The 18,820-nt window shown below is 40.2% G+C and carries 16 protein-coding genes; 6 read left to right on the top strand and 10 right to left on the bottom strand.

Features of this window, described 5'->3' with window-relative positions; all coding sequences use genetic code 11:
• Positions 1–6 precede the first annotated feature (6 nt).
• The 6 genes from hutI to hutC all read right to left on the bottom strand — a co-directional run bounded on the left by hutI (position 7) and on the right by hutC (position 7,619).
• On the bottom strand, positions 7–1,212 hold the full coding sequence (hutI, locus tag B806_RS0108375) for an imidazolonepropionase (RefSeq protein ID WP_017386176.1): 1,206 nt from the start codon (positions 1,210–1,212) through the stop codon (positions 7–9).
• Between the two features lie 51 nt (positions 1,213–1,263).
• Positions 1,264–2,676, bottom strand: a complete 1,413-nt coding sequence (locus B806_RS0108380) for an amino acid permease (protein WP_005804358.1) — start codon at positions 2,674–2,676, stop codon at positions 1,264–1,266.
• Positions 2,677–2,740: 64 nt separating this feature from the next.
• Positions 2,741–4,279, bottom strand: a complete 1,539-nt coding sequence (hutH, locus tag B806_RS0108385) for a histidine ammonia-lyase (protein WP_000421598.1) — start codon at positions 4,277–4,279, stop codon at positions 2,741–2,743.
• Between the two features lie 87 nt (positions 4,280–4,366).
• The gene (gene hutU / locus B806_RS0108390; protein WP_078210161.1) at positions 4,367–6,034 is read right to left on the bottom strand and encodes a urocanate hydratase; all 1,668 of its coding nucleotides are present in this window, start codon (positions 6,032–6,034) and stop codon (positions 4,367–4,369) included.
• Between the two features lie 260 nt (positions 6,035–6,294).
• Complete coding sequence (locus B806_RS0108395; protein WP_017386177.1) at positions 6,295–6,870, bottom strand: HutD family protein; 576 nt, start codon at positions 6,868–6,870, stop codon at positions 6,295–6,297.
• Entirely contained in the window at positions 6,867–7,619 is a 753-nt protein-coding gene (gene hutC / locus B806_RS0108400) for a histidine utilization repressor (protein WP_014207981.1), read from the bottom strand. Before hutC ends, B806_RS0108395 begins: the two co-directional genes overlap by 4 nt.
• Before the next feature lie 353 nt (positions 7,620–7,972).
• Between hutC and B806_RS0108405 the strand changes: the two genes are divergently transcribed.
• Positions 7,973–9,085, top strand: a complete 1,113-nt coding sequence (locus B806_RS0108405) for an acyltransferase (RefSeq protein WP_017386178.1) — start codon at positions 7,973–7,975, stop codon at positions 9,083–9,085.
• 34 nt (positions 9,086–9,119) lie between these two features.
• On the opposite strand, the gene zigA is transcribed toward B806_RS0108405, so the two are convergent.
• The 3 genes from zigA to B806_RS0108420 form a co-directional block, all read right to left on the bottom strand.
• The gene (gene zigA, locus B806_RS0108410) at positions 9,120–10,385 is read right to left on the bottom strand and encodes a zinc metallochaperone GTPase ZigA (protein ID WP_025465983.1); all 1,266 of its coding nucleotides are present in this window, start codon (positions 10,383–10,385) and stop codon (positions 9,120–9,122) included.
• Positions 10,386–10,527: 142 nt separating this feature from the next.
• Positions 10,528–11,214, bottom strand: coding sequence for a D-Ala-D-Ala carboxypeptidase family metallohydrolase (locus tag B806_RS0108415; RefSeq protein ID WP_017386180.1), 687 nt, complete (start codon positions 11,212–11,214; stop codon positions 10,528–10,530).
• Positions 11,215–11,378: 164 nt separating this feature from the next.
• A complete protein-coding gene (locus tag B806_RS0108420) occupies positions 11,379–12,767 on the bottom strand; it encodes an amino acid permease (RefSeq protein WP_017386181.1) in 1,389 nt (462 codons plus the stop codon).
• Positions 12,768–13,123: 356 nt separating this feature from the next.
• Here B806_RS0108420 and fahA point away from each other — a divergent pair, with 356 nt between their 5' ends.
• The 4 genes from fahA (at position 13,124) to B806_RS0108440 (ending at position 16,689) form a co-directional block, all read left to right on the top strand.
• Positions 13,124–14,431: a fumarylacetoacetase gene (fahA, locus tag B806_RS0108425; protein ID WP_017386182.1), complete on the top strand. Its 1,308-nt coding sequence runs from the start codon at positions 13,124–13,126 to the stop codon at positions 14,429–14,431.
• Positions 14,418–15,050, top strand: a complete 633-nt coding sequence (gene maiA / locus B806_RS0108430) for a maleylacetoacetate isomerase (protein WP_017402860.1) — start codon at positions 14,418–14,420, stop codon at positions 15,048–15,050. The genes fahA and maiA overlap by 14 nt, the downstream gene beginning before the upstream one ends.
• 17 nt (positions 15,051–15,067) lie before the next feature.
• Positions 15,068–15,616: a VOC family protein gene (locus tag B806_RS0108435; protein WP_002119119.1), complete on the top strand. Its 549-nt coding sequence runs from the start codon at positions 15,068–15,070 to the stop codon at positions 15,614–15,616.
• A gap of 293 nt (positions 15,617–15,909) precedes the next feature.
• Positions 15,910–16,689, top strand: coding sequence for a helix-turn-helix domain-containing protein (locus tag B806_RS0108440; protein ID WP_017386183.1), 780 nt, complete (start codon positions 15,910–15,912; stop codon positions 16,687–16,689).
• Between the two features lie 70 nt (positions 16,690–16,759).
• Here the strand turns inward: B806_RS0108440 and hppD are convergent, their stop codons facing one another.
• Complete coding sequence (gene hppD, locus B806_RS0108445) at positions 16,760–17,815, bottom strand: 4-hydroxyphenylpyruvate dioxygenase (RefSeq protein WP_002119157.1); 1,056 nt, start codon at positions 17,813–17,815, stop codon at positions 16,760–16,762.
• A 528-nt stretch (positions 17,816–18,343) separates the two neighbouring features.
• On the opposite strand from hppD, the gene B806_RS0108450 reads away from it, so the two are divergent.
• Positions 18,344–18,814: a DUF523 domain-containing protein gene (locus tag B806_RS0108450; RefSeq protein ID WP_017386184.1), complete on the top strand. Its 471-nt coding sequence runs from the start codon at positions 18,344–18,346 to the stop codon at positions 18,812–18,814.
• Positions 18,815–18,820 lie beyond the last annotated feature (6 nt).

The following is an 18,820-nucleotide window of genomic DNA, read 5'->3' on the forward strand; positions in this document are numbered from 1 at the left end:
CACCGTCTAAAAAATAACTTCTTGTCCATGCTGAACGACTCGCTTAGGCAAATCTCCGCCCAGCCAGTAAACAATTTCAGATGGATGCTCAATATCCCAAGCCACAAAGTCAGCGACTTTACCTTGCTCTAAACTGCCGTGTGTTTGCTCTAAACCGAGCGCTTGTGCAGCATGAATGGTGACACCCGCCAATGCTTGCTCAGGCGTTAAGCGGAAAAGTGTGCTGCCCATGTTGAGCATTAAACGTAAAGAAAGTGCTGGAGATGTACCCGGGTTTAAATCACTCGATAGCGCAATACGCACACCATGTTTAATAAGACTTTCAATCGGTGGGTATTGTGTTTCACGTAATAAATAAAAGGCACCCGGTAATAACACTGCAACCGTGCCCGACTCTGCCATGGCTTTAACATCATCTTCGGTCATGTACTCTAAATGGTCAGCCGACAAAGCATGATAACGTGCTGCCAAACTTGAGCCACCTAGCGATGAGAGCTGCTCAGCATGAAGCTTAACGGGCAAACCTAATGATTGTGCCGTTTTAAAAACACGTTCAACCTGAGCTGGTGAAAATGCCAAATGCTCGCAGAATGCATCTACTGCATCGACTAAACCTTCAGCATGTAGTTTAGGCAACATCTCTGTACAGATATGCTCGATATAAGCATCGCTTTGGTCTTTGTACTCTGGCGGTAACGCATGTGCAGCCAAGCAAGTGCTTTTTACCGTCATTGGTAAAGCTTCACCAATTTGACGGATCACACGCAGCATCTTGCGTTCATTTTCGTAATTGAGTCCGTAACCAGACTTAATCTCGATAGTGGTTACACCGTCTTGTTGCATACAGCGAATACGTTTAAGTGCTGAGCTTAGTAATTGTTCTTCGCTTGCTTCACGTGTTGCACGAACTGTACTGGCAATGCCGCCACCGCTTGCTGCAATTTCAGCGTAACTTACGCCTTGCAAGCGTTTTTCAAACTCAACACTACGGTTGCCACCAAAAACACTATGCGTATGACAGTCGATCAACCCTGGGGTTACCCAAGCGCCATTTAAGTTAACTGTTTCGGAATAAGTGTCGGCAGGAAGTTGTTGTTGTTTTCCAATCCAGTGAATCAGATGCCCTTCTGTGACGATTGCTGCATCTTCAATATAGGAATATTGCCCATTTTGCATGGTCGCAATGTGGCAATTTTGCCAAAGTTTTTTCATTCGCCTTTCCTCAAAACTGCCCAACAGTAAAGCTATTGGGCAGTTGACTTGTTAGCTTTCTATCTCGATATTTTGCGGAATTGAATTATTTTGCTTTCCCGAATTTTGCTGAGGTTTGACCCAAATACGATAAGCGATCATTAACAGAACAAGCCATGTGATTCCCACATAAATTGCAGGGCGTGAATCTGGGAAATAACCCATCATGACTAAAATGAATACCATAAAACCAATTGCAAACGCAGGAGCATACGGCCAACCAATAACGGGGAAATCCAATGCCTTAATTTCAGCAGTAGACAACTTACGGCGCATCGCGACTTGCGAAAGCAAGATCATGAGCCACACCCAAACGGTTGCGAAAGTTGCAATTGAGGCAATGATCATGAATACATTTTCAGGAATCAGGTAGTTCAGCACTACACCAATTAATAGCACGCCAGCCATAACCACTACAGTCATCCATGGCACACCATTACGTGATAATTTCTGGAAAACTCGAGGCGCTTGACCACGGTTTGCCATGCCATAAAGCATACGACCAGCACCAAATACATCACTATTAATCGCTGAAACAGCAGCAGTAATGACCACAATATTTAGAATTGTAGCTGCTGATTGAATGCCTAAGTTTTCAAAAATCTGTACAAATGGACTACCTTGGCTACCAATTTGATTCCATGGGAAAATCGACATCAGTACAAAAATGGTCAACACATAGAAAAGTAAAATACGTACTGGAACTGCATTAATTGCTTTAGGTAAGGTGGTTTTCGGATCTTGTGATTCACCTGCTGTAATACCAATAATTTCGATACCACCGAAAGCAAATACAACCACAGATAAGCATGCAACTAAGCCGGCAATCCCATGCGGCATAAAGCCATCATAAATCCATAAGTTTTGAATACCCGGTACCACACTGCTATGGTCAGCATGGAAGCCGTAGAACATTAAACCGATTCCACCTAAAATCATGGCAACAATAGCGCTCACCTTGACAATAGAAAGCCAAAACTCGAGTTCGCCAAAGACTTTAACGTGAATGAGGTTAATTGCACCCAAGAACATAATCAGGGATAAAATCCAGATCCACCGTGGTACATCGGGATACCAGAACCCCATGTAAATACCAAAAGCAGTGACATCAGCCAACGCCACAATGATCATCTCAAAAACATAAGTCCAGCCTGTCGTAAAGCCAGCCAATGGACCAATGTACTGTGATGCATAGTGGCTAAATGAACCAGAGACAGGGTTTTGGACAGCCATTTCACCCAATGCGCGCATAACGATATAAATTGCAATCCCTGCAACGATATACGCCAGTAATACTGAAGGCCCTGCCATTTTAATTGCAGTTGCCGAACCATAGAAAAGCCCAGTTCCAATTGCTGAGCCCAATGCCAAGAAACGAATGTGGCGGGTGTTTAAACCCCGCTGTAGTGTGGAGTTTTGTGACATTATAATCTCCAATCCTTGAGGATATTTAGTTAGATTCGGCCACTCCATGTGACCGTTTTTTCAATCACACTTCAGATAAACTAGGGAGTAGTTTTGGAATAATTAACTCGTTTAAGCAGCCGCTTGAGAGTAATTCACTTGCTTGCTCAATATCAGGAGCAAAGAAACGGTCTTCACTGTAGTAAGGCACTTGAGCGCGCAAGATTTTACGAGCTTGTTCAAGTTTAGGCGAGCTTTTTAGGCCTTCACGGAAGTCTAGACCCTGACAAGCGCCTAACCATTCAACAGCTAGAATGCCACGGACGTTGTCAGCCATATACCAAAGACGTTTGCCCGCATTCGGAGCCATTGATACATGGTCTTCTTGGTTGGCAGAAGTCGGTAAGCTATCCACACTTGCCGGATGTGCAAGCGCTTTGTTGTCACTTGCAAGAGCAGCAGCGGTAACTTGAGCAATCATAAAGCCTGAGTTAACACCGCCATTTGCCACCAAGAATGGTGGAAGCTGTGACATATGACGGTCCATCATCATTGAAATACGACGTTCAGACAGTGAACCAATTTCTGCAATTGCCAAAGCTAGATTATCGGCCGCCATTGCTACAGGTTCTGCATGGAAGTTACCACCAGAAATCACGTCACCTTGTTCAGCAAACACAAGCGGGTTATCAGATACAGCATTTGCTTCAATTTCTAATACTTCAGCAGCCTGACGGATTTGAGTTAAACATGCACCCATCACCTGTGGTTGGCAACGTAAAGAGTATGGGTCTTGAACTTTGCTACAGTCTTCGTGTGAATGTGCAATTTCACTTGAGTCTGTTAATAGGTCACGATAAGCCGCAGCCACATCAATTTGGCCACGTTGACCACGTACTTCGTGAATACGAGCATCGAATGGTGCACGTGAACCCAGCATTGCTTCAACGCTTAAGCCACCACAAACAGTTGCAGCTGCAAATAAATCTTCCGCTTCAAATAAGCCGCGTAAAGCATAAGCAGTTGAAACCTGTGTACCATTTAAAAGAGCTAAACCTTCTTTAGCTGCTAAAGAAATCGGTTCTAAGCCTGCAACTTTTAAAGCTTCAACTGCTGGTAACCATTCACCTTTATAACGCGCTTTACCTTCACCAAGTAACACTAAAGACATGTGTGCAAGTGGTGCCAAGTCACCTGAAGCCCCTACTGAACCTTTCAGTGGAATGTGTGGATAAACTTCGGCATTAATTAAAGCCAACAAAGCATCAATCACTTTACGACGAATACCAGAGAAACCACGCGCCAAGCTATTTGCTTTCAATAGAATAATTAAACGAACCATTGCATCATCAAGTGCTTCACCTACACCTGCCGCATGTGAAAGAACCAATGAACGTTGTAACTTTTCTAAATCTTCAGGAGCAATTTTAGTTGAAGCAAGTAAGCCAAAGCCTGTATTAATGCCGTAAGCTGTACGTCCTTCATTTACAATTTTCTCAACGCAAGCCACGCTTGCATTGATTGCAGATGAAGCACTTTCATCTAATTTAACTTTGATCGGGTTGAGGTACGCTTGACGTAAATCGGCTAAGGTTAATTTTCCCGGTTGGATTAATAATTCCATGTTGGCTTCCTAATTTTTTGCACTATATTCTGCTGAGACGGTGCTTTTCACAATTGCAAAAAGCACCGCCAGTTCTTCCGTGTATTTTTATTGCGTGATCATTGGCAAGTGTAGGCCTTGCTCTTTCGCACAGTTAATCGCAATTTCATAACCGGCATCGGCATGACGCATAACACCTGTTGCAGGGTCATTGGTCAGTACTCGAGCAATACGTGCAGCAGCTTCATCTGTACCATCACACACAATCACAACGCCTGAGTGTTGAGAGAAGCCCATACCTACACCACCACCGTGATGTAAAGACACCCAAGTTGCGCCGCCTGCTGTATTAAGCAAAGCGTTTAATAAAGGCCAGTCTGATACTGCATCTGATCCGTCTTGCATTGCTTCAGTTTCACGGTTTGGACTCGCAACTGAACCTGAGTCTAAATGGTCACGCCCAATCACAACTGGTGCAGACAATTCACCGCTACGAACCATTTCGTTAAATGCCAAACCAAGTTTTGCACGTAAGCCTAAACCTACCCAGCAAATACGCGCTGGTAAGCCTTGGAAGCTAATACGTTCACGTGCCATGTCTAACCAGTGATGTAAATGTTCATCATCAGGAATTAACTCTTTAACTTTGGCATCTGTTTTATAAATGTCTTCTGGGTCACCAGAAAGTGCTGCCCAACGGAATGGACCAATACCACGGCAGAACAATGGACGGATGTATGCAGGTACGAAGCCTGGGAAATCAAAAGCGTTTGCTACACCTTCTTCTTTCGCCATTTGACGGATGTTATTACCATAGTCAAATGTTGGAACACCCATTTTTTGGAAATCAAGCATCGCTTGTACGTGCTTCGCCATCGACTGTTTTGCAGCTTTTACAACAGCTTCGGGTTCAGTTTTCGCACGTGCACGGTATTCATCCCAAGTCCAGCCTACTGGTAAGTAGCCATTAAGTGGATCATGTGCACTTGTTTGGTCAGTCACCATATCTGGACGTACACCACGGCGTACAAGCTCAGGTAAAATTTCAGCAGCGTTACCATGAAGCGCAATTGAAATTGCTTTACCTTCTTTTGTATAGCGGTCAATACGTGCTAAAGCGTCATCTAAATCAGCCGCTTGTTCATCTACATAACGCGTACGTAAACGGAAATCGATACTTGCTTGTTGGCATTCGATGTTTAAAGAACACGCACCTGCAAGTGTTGCAGCTAAAGGCTGAGCGCCACCCATACCACCTAAACCTGCGGTAAGCACCCAACGGCCTTTTAAATCACCGTTGTAGTGTTGACGGCCTGCTTCAACGAAAGTTTCATAAGTACCTTGTACAATACCTTGGCTACCAATGTAGATCCATGAACCTGCTGTCATTTGACCGTACATTGCAAGTGCTTTTGCGTCTAACTCGTTGAAGTGTTCCCAGTTTGCCCAGTGCGGTACAAGGTTTGAGTTTGCAATTAAAACGCGTGGTGCATCTTTATGAGTTTTAAATACACCTACTGGCTTACCTGATTGAACTAATAACGTTTCATCAGTTTCAAGATTTTTTAAAGTATCTACAATTTTGTCGAAACATTCCCAGTTTCGTGCTGCACGGCCAATACCACCGTATACAACCAACTCTTTCGGGTTTTCTGCAACGTCCGGATCAAGGTTATTCATCAACATACGTAATGGAGCTTCAGTTAACCAACTTTTAGCCGTCAATTCAGTGCCGCGTGGCGCACGAATTTCTACATCACGAAATTTTGTTGTCATTGTTGTCACAGGCGGACTCCTTCCTTTGAGCTTACATCAGCAGAACATCACTTGTTTCTGCATTTGTATAGTAATGTATTAACTTGTATATACATCTATATACTACACAAATATTTTTCGGCGTGAAGAGGGTGACTGATATTTTTTTAATAAAATTGAATAAGCTTATGAATTAAATTAATTTATTTTTATATCAGGCATAAAAAAAGCACATATCTTTTAAATCGACACGTGCTTTTTAAGTAGTAAATTATATTGTTTTATCGTTGAATTAGCTCCATTACATAGCAGCTTTTGAGTTGTTTTTTGGGAAAACTAATCGATGTCACGCCAGCGTTTTTCTCAATTTTTAGTGTTTCTTGAGCAGCAAGCTGAACGGAATGATCATCAACGTTCACTTCCGTTTCACTACCCTGATTAAAAATGAAAATCAGGTCTGCCGAACTGATAAATGCCTGCTCCGCTGCATCATTCAACCACTGAAAACGAGCATGAAACTTTGCAGGATCATAAATTAAATTTAAATCTCGAATTGCACCGTCGACCAGTTCACTTTGGACCTGGCTCTCGCCATGGAAAGCAAAAATATCACCTTGGTTCAGCGTTTTGGCAGGAAGATCATCGACATGCAATACCATACCCTGTCCATCGAGTACGCTAATAATGCGCTGCTTATTGGGAAATAGCGAAAATGGTCCAGAAGTGGTCACATCTGCCATCGAAATACGCCACTCAAAGTCTCCTTCACCTTGGCTTCTGGCAATTTCTAAAGTAAAACCTGCACCATTTTTCCAAAGCATTTTTGTATATTGATCGGCCCTGATCAATTCAATCATGGGTTAAATTTCCCTTCGAGATAGTAGCGGCTACCCGGATAGATCAAACGTGCACTTGAAATAAGTTGTTTATTTGACCATGTACGGCGACGGATGAGTAAACACGGTTCAGCTTTAGTAATCTTCAACCACTTACACTCTTGAGGAGATGCTAAAACGGCCTCGACAATGTGCTCACCTTCTGACACAGGTGCTTTTGCCATGAGATAAGCATTCGGGGTAATGGTTTTAAAATCTTGTTCTAAATAATCTGGAATCAGTGCTGCATCAACTAAACGATCTTCGACCTGAACAGGTACATCATTTTCATAATGCACAATAATCGAGTGAAATAATCTTTGCCCTTCGCGAGTCTGCATTAACACGCTTTGCTCTGCATTTGCATAAACTTGTTCTAGGACTAGAACTTCAGCGTGGTGCTTATGGTTTCGTGCAATAATCTCATCGGCAATATTATTAATTTGAAAAAGTGCAGTTCGGCCTTGCCCTTCAGCTACGAAAGAACCAACGCCCTGAATTCGAACGAGTAAGCCTTCTGTTGTTAACTCACGTAGCGCACGGTTTACCGTCATACGGCTACAGCCAAGTTGATTAACTAGTTCACTTTCCGAAGGAATTTTTTTATTTACAGCCCACGAGCCTTCATAAATCTTTTGTGAAATCAGCTGTTTTACACGTTGGTATAGAGGAACTGGACTATCAGCTTCAATCGAAAGCTCAGCATGTTCTTGTTTTGATGTTCTGGGCATAACAAATACTCAAAAAGGCGGCAGGCAAAAAAGTATTTTAGTTGACATGCTATGTATATACAACCACATACAACATGTTAATTTATGAATTAAATAGATTTTAAAAAGTTTAAAAAATAAACATAGTTCGGTAAGAGCTAATTTAAAGTTTTATTTAGAGAAATTCAAATATATTAGGATTTTATCAATATTTATTTAATAGTTGTGTCAGCTAAGTCTATGCTCAATTCAAGGATGTAAAAAATATCGTCTTTTCTAATTTACGAAACGCTGCTTAAAACTTTTATTTAAAATAACTGATCGATAGTATTCTTCTGCCACACAGTATATTAATAAAACTGGAAGCACATCGAATGCGTAATTATAAAATAGATATTCTTCGAGGAATCTCTATCCTTTTGGTTCTTTTACATCATTTTAATATTCCCTATAAACTCAAAGATACATGGTTAGGTTTTGACTTCTTAGGTGAAGCATTTAGCACAGTCATCGCAAGAAATGGAAATTATGGCGTTACCATGTTTTTTGTGATTTCGGGTTTTTTAATTACCCATCACACTTTAAAACGAGACAAAAAATTCTCTGCAATTAACCTCAAGCATTTTTATATCCGACGGGCAGCACGTATTTTACCGTGTCTGATATTACTCATTTTAGGTGTAAGTGTACTTGGTTCGTTTGACTTAAAACCCTTTATGAACCAAGCACCGAATGGCATTGAGGTCTCTTATCCTTTAACCATATTTGCAGCCTTAACCTTCTGGATGAATATCCTGATTATTAAATTTGGTTGGGTAAACTACGCTTTGGGCGTGTTGTGGTCGCTATCTGTAGAAGAAGTTTTTTACTTTGTTTTTCCATTATTGTGTCTACTTACACGTAGTAATAAGGTCTTTATTGCTGTACTAATTGGCGTGATTTTATATGGGCCTTATTTTAGGTCTCTCCATTTTGGAGAAGAAAGCGGCGCTTATTTATATCACTATTTTTCAAGTTTTGATGGTATAGCGGCAGGCTGTTTAACTGCAATTTTTTCTCATAAATATCAGCCAAATTGGCCCTATAAAAAACCTCTTTCATGGTTGATTATTTTGAGTATGACCGCTCTATATTTATATGCACCAATTAAAGAAGTCAGTACATGGGGTATCAGTTTATTCGCTCTTGCCACAGGCTTACTTATTTTGTGTTTTCAGCATCCTTCCGAAACGCAAGCGCATAACCTATTTACCAAAGTGATGGTCTGGTTGGGGCAAAGAAGTTACGAAACTTATTTGTTTCATCTGGTTGTATTGGGCCTTATGAAAGTTGCGTTTATTCCTGCTCAAACCGACGCTAGCATCAAAATTATGCTTTTAATTGGCTATTTGGTTCTGACTTTCATCATTAGCGCTGCGATTGAAAAATATTATTCGACACCGCTTAACAGCTATATTCGAAAGATTTTCATTAAAGATAAATCATAAAATAAAGCCCCTTTTAAATAGGGGCTTTGTTTTATTAAGCAATCAACATGGTTTCATCATCTTGCTTAAAAGGGTTCGACCAGTTCTGCCAAACTTGCGGACCTAAAGCCATTTCTTCATCGCTTAATAAGCAGCTATCTAAGCGTTGTATTAAGACTTGCTCATCCATTTGCATACCAATTAAAACCAGTTCCTGACGTGCATCTCCTGTGCGTGCATCCCAATTTTTCTTAATTTCTTCAATGCTGGCTAGGTCACTCGGCCAGTCTTCTTCTGCAACGGCGGCCCACCAATAACCTGCCAAGCCGTGTCGAGCCATTGCACCTGCTTGTGACCATGAATAAGCCAATGTCGGTTCGGCAGCCAACCAGAAAAAGCCTTTAGAACGCACGACTCCCGGCCATTCAGCCTGAACCAAATCATAAAAACGCTCTGGATGGAAAGGTCGGCGAGCGCGGTAAACAAAGCTGCTGATTCCATACTCTTCAGTCTCTGGCGTATGCTCGCCACGTAACTCTTTTAACCAGCCCGGTGCTTGTGAGGCTTCATCAAAATCGAATAATTGCGTATTTAAAATTTTATCTAAAGTGATCTTTCCAAATTGAGCAATTTCAATTCGGGCACGCGGGTTTAATGTTTTTAAAATTGCGATAAGTTGGTCTTGCTGAGCCCGATCAATCAGATCAATTTTATTCAGCACAATCACATCACAAAACTCGATTTGATCAATGAGAAGATCGACTACAGTTCTTTCATCTTGCTCACCTAACGACTCACCACGTTGTTGCAGTGAGTCAACTGAACTGTAATCTTTAAGAAAATTAAAAGCATCGACTACCGTGACCATGGTGTCGAGTCGAGCGAATTCATTGAGTGAGTTTCCATCTTCATCTTCAAAGGTAAACGTTTCTGCTACAGGTAACGGTTCTGAAATGCCAGTTGACTCAATCACCAATTGGTCAAAGCGTCCTTCGTCGGCTAAACGTCTCACCTCAACTAATAAATCTTCGCGTAACGTACAACAGATACAGCCATTACTCATTTCCACCAGCTTTTCATCCGTTCTTGAAAGCTCTGCCCCACCTTCGCGTACTAATGCAGCATCAATATTCACCTCAGACATATCATTGACAATCACGGCAATACGGCGGCCTTCACGATTATTTAAAATATGGTTGAGTAATGTGGTTTTTCCTGCACCTAAAAAGCCTGATAAAACAGTGACGGGAAGCTTGGCAAATGAGTTGGCGATTGCAGTGCGCATGGCTTGATCTCTTCGAATAATATTTAAACTGATCATGGCTGGCCATTTAGATATGGCCAGATCACAGGCGTAATCTATTTCTAAACCACAATAATGTTATGTTATAACATAACTATTGATCAAGTTTTTATTCCGCTTTTGTTTAAATCAATTTACTTAGTCGTTGAAAAAATTGCTTTTATAGTCCCTGACAAATTGAGGTTTTATAGTGATGGTCAGGCCCCCATGCACGGAATCCTTGGCTATCAATATGAATTTGTCCTGAAGCATAAACACCTAGTCCCATATTAAGCGCTTGGCCTTTTGTGGCCCAAAACTGACAAAGTTTGGTTTTAGTTTGCTGAATATTGAATTGGTCTAAATCGGTAGGCTGTTCTGGGCCAATTCGAAAATCAAGCGCTGCATTAAAGACATGTCGAGAAGCATCAGCACCACCTGCACAGCGGTTTAGAGACAACGCTCGGTAGACCGAAGTCACTTCAAAATCATTAATTACGCCATCATCAACTAACGCTTTTAAAATGCTAAGCGTCGGAACAATATTGGACCAAATCTCCCGTGGTGGCACCGCGTAAGGCTCAACTCCACATTTTTGCCAATCGCGAGCTGAGCTTAATAATTCATGGTCTGGAACTAAATTGGCAAGCCCTTTTTGCTTAAGAAATTGCTTGTAAGCTTGTACAGCCTGTCGATGGTCTGCTGAAGCTAACCACGCAACATACGCCTCGGGTTGAGGCTTTATTTTGACTACTGTTTTTGTAGGTTGAGGTAAAGAGGTCCGGGTGTGCAAAGGAGTTGTTGGCTTGGGTGTTTGAGTGCTACATGCTGTGAGAGATAATAAAATTAAACCGAAATAACGCTTCATAAATATGCTCTATCTTCACCAAAAATGGGAAAATTGCTCATCATTAAATTAATGAAATGTTATATTATAACAGCAATAAAATCCTTTAATTTCTGTTGCTAAATTTTAAAAATAAAAAAAGGACGCCTGTCAGACGTCCTTTTTAGATACAACTCAATAATTTATTAAATATCTGCTTTTAAGGCAGGTACAGACTGCTCAGCTTTTAATTTTCGGCGTTTAAATTGGTAAGCCACCATCAAACACAAGATCCAGCCAGGAATCATCATGACCGCAACACGCATATCTGGTGTTAAAGACATCACGACCAAAATACCCAGCATAAACAGTATGCATAGATAGTTGCTAAACGGATACATAAAGCTTGGGAACTTCGTTGTTTGCCCTTGGCGCTGCATATATTTGCGGAATTTTAAATGCGTCCATGAAATTACAACCCAGTTAATTACAATCGCTGCAACCACCAGCATCATGAGTAAACCAAATGCTTTTTCAGGGAAAATATAATTTAACAGTACACATAAAATAGTGACTGCCGCAGAAAGGATCACTGCATTGGTTGGAATACCGCGTTTATTAATACGTGCAAATACTTTTGGTGCATTTCCTTGTTGCGCAAGGCCTAACAACATACGGCTACTGCAATAACTTGTCCCGTTATAAACTGAAACAGCAGCAGTCAAAATCACAAAGTTTAATAACGTTGCAATGCCTTGGCTATCTAAAGAAGCAAAGACCATTACAAACGGACTTCCGCCTTGTGCCATTTGGTTCCATGGGAACAGCGAGAATAAAACAAAAAGCGTCGCAATATAGAAAATCAAAATACGATAAATAATTTGATTCACAGCTTTAGGTAAAGTTTTATCAGGGTCACGTGCTTCAGCTGCAGTAATACCGAAAAGCTCAATACCACCAAAAGCAAAAATAATGACCGCCATTGCCATCACTAAGCCTTCAACACCAAACGGGAAGAAACCGCCAATTGCCCAGAGGTTTGAAATGCTTGCCTGTGGACCTGCTGTGCCTGTTGCAAGTAGATATGAACCAAAGCCAATCATTGCAAGAATCGCTAAGATTTTGACAATAGAAAACCAAAATTCCATTTCGCCAAAAAACTTAACGTGTAGCAGATTAATGCCATTAATTAAGACAAAGAAGGCTAAAGCAGATGCCCACGTCGGGATTTGCGGCCACCAATATTGAATGTAAAGACCAATTGCGCTTAGTTCTGCCATACAGACGAGTACATTGAGTACCCAATAGTTCCATCCTGACATGAACCCTGCAAATGGTCCCCAATATTTGTAGGCAAAATGACTAAAAGATCCACTAACTGGCTCTTCTACCACCATTTCACCAAGCTGACGCATCATTAAAAAAGCAATAAATCCTGCAATGGCATAACCGAGGATGACCGATGGACCTGCTAATTTAATCGATTGTGATATACCAAGAAAAAGCCCTGTGCCAATCGCCCCACCCAATGCAATAAGCTGGATGTGCCGATTACTCAAACCATGTTTCAGGTTTCCTTGCTCTTGTGCTGACATATGATTATTCTCATCCGTGTCACGTAATTTTTTTCCAATAAATTACGTATATCATAAATTGATCAAACTTTCATAGAGATTCATGAAAAAATAATTGCGTGACTTTTCTCATGACCGCGAATGAAAACAGAAAATACAAGAAATGACAATTATTATGAAATGTGTAATTAAATTATGTATTGCGTAATTTGATGAATTCAGTATTATAGAGACATGAAGCAATTGGTTGTGCTCGGTCTATATCAAACTCATAAGACAAAAGATGATCTAAGCAAAGGTTAAAACTTATTGAGTAGCTCAGTCCTAGACCGAACTTTTATTTGTATAAGACCCGAGATAAAGACAAGGAAGCGAAAATGGAACAAAAACTAAACTCTTTTATTGAAGTTTCACCTCAATCAGATTTCACTATTCATAATTTGCCTTACGGTGTTTTTAGCAGAGCTAACGAAAGTGAGCGTCAAGTTGGTGTAGCTATTGGTGATTGGGTGATTGATCTCGCTGCTCTTGAAAAGCACGGTCTTTTAAAACTTTCAGAACAAGACACATATTTTAACCAGCCTACACTGAATAAATTTATTGAGTCTGGTAAAGCCAACTGGTCAAAAGCTCGTAAGACACTACAGTCTCTTCTCTCGGTTGAAAATTTAACGCTTCAAGAAAATGAAGCATTGCGCCAAGAAGTTTTGGTTAAGCAAGACAGTATTACTTTGCATTTACCACTTCAAGTCTCTGGTTATACCGACTTTTATTCTTCTAAAGAACATGCCACCAATGTAGGCTGTATGTTCCGCGACCCTAAAAATGCTTTACTGCCAAACTGGACTGAATTGCCTGTGGGTTATAACGGCCGTGCCAGCTCTGTAGTAGTCAGTGGCACTCAAGTCGTGCGTCCATCTGGACAAATTAAACTTCCAAATGAAGAGCGTCCAGTTTTCTCAGCTACGCGTAAACTCGACTTTGAACTTGAAACAGCATTTGTTATTGGTAAGCCGACTCAACTTGGCCAGCCAATTTCAATTGAAAATGCGTGGGACCATATTTTTGGAATGGTATTACTCAATGACTGGTCAGCACGCGATATCCAGCAATGGGAATATGTGCCTTTAGGCCCTTTCAATTCAAAATCATTTGCTAGTGCCATCTCACCTTGGGTAGTCACACTTGAAGCACTTGAGCCATTTAAAGTGGAAGGCCCAAAACAAGAGCCTAAACCTTTAACGTATTTACAAGAAAATATCGCGAATAGTTATGACATTAATTTGAGTGTTGAAATTCAAAGCCCGAAATCGGCACAAGCTGACGTGATTTGCCAAACTAATTTCAAATATATGTACTGGTCTATGGCTCAGCAGCTCACTCACCACACCATTGGCGGCTGTAACGTTCAGGTTGGTGATTTAATGGGTTCAGGTACCATTTCAGGTTCTACACCAGATTCGTATGGTAGCTTGCTTGAGCTTACATGGAACACCACCAAGCCTTTAACACTTGCCAATGGTGAAACTCGTGGTTTCTTGCAAGACGGCGATACACTCATTATGAAAGGTCACTGTGAGAAAAATGGTATTCGCATTGGCTTCGGTGAAGTTCGAAATACAGTCCTTCCTGCATTAAATTTCGATTTTGCAGAAACTTCGGAGCCTGACTATGAAGCTGTATAGTTACTTTCGTAGCTCTGCAGCCTACAGAGTACGGATTGGTCTAAACATTAAAGATTTAGCTTATGAGACTGTTCCAGTTCATCTGGTAAAAAACGAACAGCAAAGCGAAGACTATTTAAAGTTAAACCGTAGTGCTCTAGTTCCGACTTTAATTGACGGCGATTTAACCTTGTCTCAATCGTTAAGTATTTTGGAATATCTAGATGAGCAATATCCAGAAACCAAACTACTTCCAAGTGATGTGCAAGAGAGAGCAAAAGTTCGCGCTTTTGCCCAAGCAATCGCTTGTGATATTCACCCGTTAAACAACTTACGCGTACTGAAATATTTAAAAAATGACTTAAATGTTTCAGATGAGCAGAAAAATTATTGGTATCAGCACTGGATTATTGAAGGCTTTCAAAATCTCGAGCAGCAACTTCAAGATTCAAATGGACAATTTTGCTTTGGACAACAAGCAACAATTGCTGATTGCTGCCTGATTCCACAAGTCTACAACGCGAAACGCTTCAAGATTGATTTATCTGCGTTTCCAAAAATTGAATCGATTTATCACCATTGTTTGTCTATCCCAGCCTTTTATAACGCGGCGCCAGAACAACAACCAGATTGGGAATAGTAAAAAGGAGTTTTAATATGACATTTGCCATTAAAAAAATACATCACGTTGCATATCGTTGTAAGGATGCGAAAGAAACTGTTGAGTGGTATAAAAAAATGCTCAATATGGACTTTATTTTAGCTTTTGCTGAAGACCATGTGCCGTCAACTAAAGCCTTTGACCCATATATGCATTTATTCTTAGATGCTGGTCAAGGCAACGTTTTGGCATTTTTTGAATTGCCAACTCAACCAGAAATGGGTCGAGATGAAAATACTCCGCAATGGGTACAGCATATTGCTTTTGAAGTTGAAGACTTAAATGCGTTGATGGCTGCCAAGCAACATCTAGAAGAAAATGGTGTGAAAGTTTTAGGCGTAACCAACCATGGTATTTTCCACTCAATTTACTTCTTCGATCCAAATGGCCATCGTTTAGAACTGACTTATAACGATGCTCATGCTGAAGAAAAAATTGCAAAAATTACAGAAGAAATGAAAACTGAAATGCTAGAGGAATGGAGCAAAACCAAACGTGCTCCGCACCATACTCATTTCTTGCATGAAGAAGAGTTAGGAACCTAATTTTTAAAGAGCGCACTAAAAATCGGCATTGATTAGAATTGTTTTAACAGCAGTTCTATATCAATGCCGATTTATATTATTTAAAACCGCTAAATTTCTAGAAAATTGCGCTATAAATAAGAGCATAGTGATTTTAAAAAATTGTTGGTTATTAAACATGTCAATTTCGCTAATAGAAAAAGGTGATTTCTATTTTTCACTAGGCTCAGGCATGATGTAAAACGCGCCAATTTCAATTTATGTTTTGATCGTCACTGTTTAACAGCTGAAGTAAATTTATTAAGGGTATTTAAATGATTGAAGAAAAAGTATCTGGGGGGGTTCAATCACTTGAAGTCGGTTTATCTGTACTAAACGCCCTTTTGGAACACAATCAACCTATTATTCTCAAAGATCTATCGAGCAAGCTCGAAATGCATCCTGCCAAGGTTCACCGCTATCTGGTCAGCCTTATTCGCATGGAATATGCAAAACAACTTGATGATGGGCAATATGCCCTAGGTGATCAGGCATGGCGCTTAGGTCTCAACTGTGTCCAGCATAGCGACACACTACAGCTGGTACAGCATTTAATTTATGACCTACAAAACAAAATTGGTTGCGGTATACAAATTAGTAAATGGTCACCAAAGGGCCCTGTCGTGGTTCAATCGATTGAATCAAACCACCCTATTTCAATTGTGACTAAAGTCGGCTCGATTATGCCTTTAGTCAATTCTGCTGCGGGACGTCTATTTGCCTCTTATCTTCCAGAACATTTTGTTCGTCCCTTAATGGAAGTGGAATGGCAAAAGCATCAAGAACTTGGTCTGCACATCGCACCGCAAAACTGGCAAGCATTTACAGAGCTTAAAGACACCATTCGCCAGCAACAAATGTCGGCAGCGAAAGGTGATTTACTGACAGGAATTAATGCGGTGGGTTTACCTGTGTTTAACTCAAACCAAAGCATTGAGTTTTGTATTGTCGCACTGGATAGCGAAATGTTTTTACCAGTCGACCCTCACAGTAAAATGATTGAAATCTTAAAAAATGAAGTGAACCTCATCAATCAATATATTAAAAGCCGCTAATCAATAGCCATAAAAAAACCAAGAGATCAAACTCTTGGTTTTTTAAGATCAGGAATAAAGCTCAGCTTATTTATTTAGTTTCTAAAACACCACGGCGAATCTGGTCACGTTCAATCGACTCAAATAACGCCTTGAAGTTACCTTCACCAAAGCCATCATCATCTTTACGTTGAATAAATTCAAAGAAAACTGGACCAATCATATTTTCAGAGAAAATTTGCAATAAAAGCTTTTTCTGACCGTCTTTAGTATTACCATCAAGCAAAATACCGCGCTGTTTTAATTCATCAGTCGGTTCACCATGCTCAGGTAAACGATCTTCTAGCATCTCATAATACGTATTTGGCGGCGGTGTCATAAATTTCAGACCAAGGCCTTTTAACTTATCCCAAGTCGAGATTAAGTCATCACAAATAAACGCGATATGCTGAATACCTTCGCCATTAAAATCAGATAGGAACTCTGCAATTTGGCCGTTTCCTTTGTCTGAATCTTCGTTTAACGGAATACGGATCTTACCGTCTGGTGCTGTTAATGCTTTAGACGTTAAACCTGTATATTCACCTTTAATATCAAAGTAGCGAATTTCTTGGAAGTTAAAGATTTTTTCATAGAAGTTTGCCCAATACTCCATACGGCCTTTGTAGACATTATGAGTTAAGTGGTCAATCTCGTTTAAGCCTGCCCCTACTGGACGTTTCTCGGCATCATCAAAGAAAACAAAGTCATTTTCATAAATATCACGGTCAACTAAAAAGATTGGCATACCACCAATACCTTTAATTGCCGGGATGTTGAGCTCCATTGGCCCAACTTTTGAATACATTGGTTCAGCACCAAGCTCTACTGCTTTTTGGAAAGCTTTTGCTGCATCACGTGTTTTAAAACCCATCGCACAAGCAGATGGACCATGTTCATTAAAGAAAAATGAAGCATAAGATTCTGGCTGATAATTCAGGATAATATTGATATTTCCTTGACGCCATAAGTACGCTTCTTTCGATTTATGCTTGGCTACTTTTGAAAAGCCGATTGTTTCAAAAACTGGATCTAATTCATTTTCTTTTGAAACAAACTCAATAAATGCAAAACCGCATAATTCTAATGGGTTCTCTAAAATATCCATCTAGTTTCCCTCTGGTGATTACCTGTTCCGTTTATCTCTATTGCTGATGAACTCAGCTCCTTTCTCTATAGAATACGTTGCTATTGGGTGAGTATTTGAACCGCCAAATTGGCTTAACCCAACGCATCCTATGAGAAAAAAACGAGTCATTAAAACGAAGATATGATGAGCGTAGAGCTTTTAATGATTAATTTCCGTTCCATGTGGTGTTTGTTTTCCATACACACTGTCCTTTGTTATCTAAAAGTACGATTGAGATTTTTCAATAAACCTTTAAAAATCGTCTTTTCCTAAAAATCATTTATAGATTTATGGAGACCAACATCCTTGTTGGATCTCCAATGGCCATTTACCTTGAATTAGATGCTACTAAAAACAATTAAATTATGCAATACATAACTTAATTATGAATTGCATAATTTTAGTAATCTTTTAATTTGCCTGTTTTTAAAATCAATTGTCATATTCGATATTCTGTTTATGATTCTTTATCTTCAAAAATCTCTCTTGCTTTGAGTTTGGAAAACTATGCTTTTAGTCAGTGCATGTTTAATTGGTGAACCTGTTCGATATGATGGTAAATCCTGTCCAAATACCCGACTAATGCAGCTATTAACCAATAAAAAAGCCCAAGCATTATGCCCAGAGCTATTAGGCGGTTTTACCACTCCCCGTTTACCCGCAGAAATTGTGGGCGGAACAGGTCAAGATGTGCTTGATGGCAAAGCAAGAATTACTGATTCATCTGGTTTAGATGTGACAGAGTTATATTTAAAAGGTGCTTACCGCACCCTAGAAGTTGCGCAGCAAATAAAAGCGACTTGTGTGGTTTTAAAAGAGAATAGCCCATCTTGTGGTAGCCAAAAAATTTATAACGGTACTTTTCAAGGTGAGAAAATTACGGGAGTTGGAATCACCACGGCGCTTTTGCAGCGCCACGGCTTTGAAGTAATTTCTGAAAATGAGATTGAAAATTGGTTAGTAGAACATCCTCTTTAAGAGTGT

The sequence above is a fragment of the Acinetobacter sp. TG2027 genome (assembly GCF_000302435.1).
GTDB lineage: Bacteria > Pseudomonadota > Gammaproteobacteria > Pseudomonadales > Moraxellaceae > Acinetobacter > Acinetobacter pittii.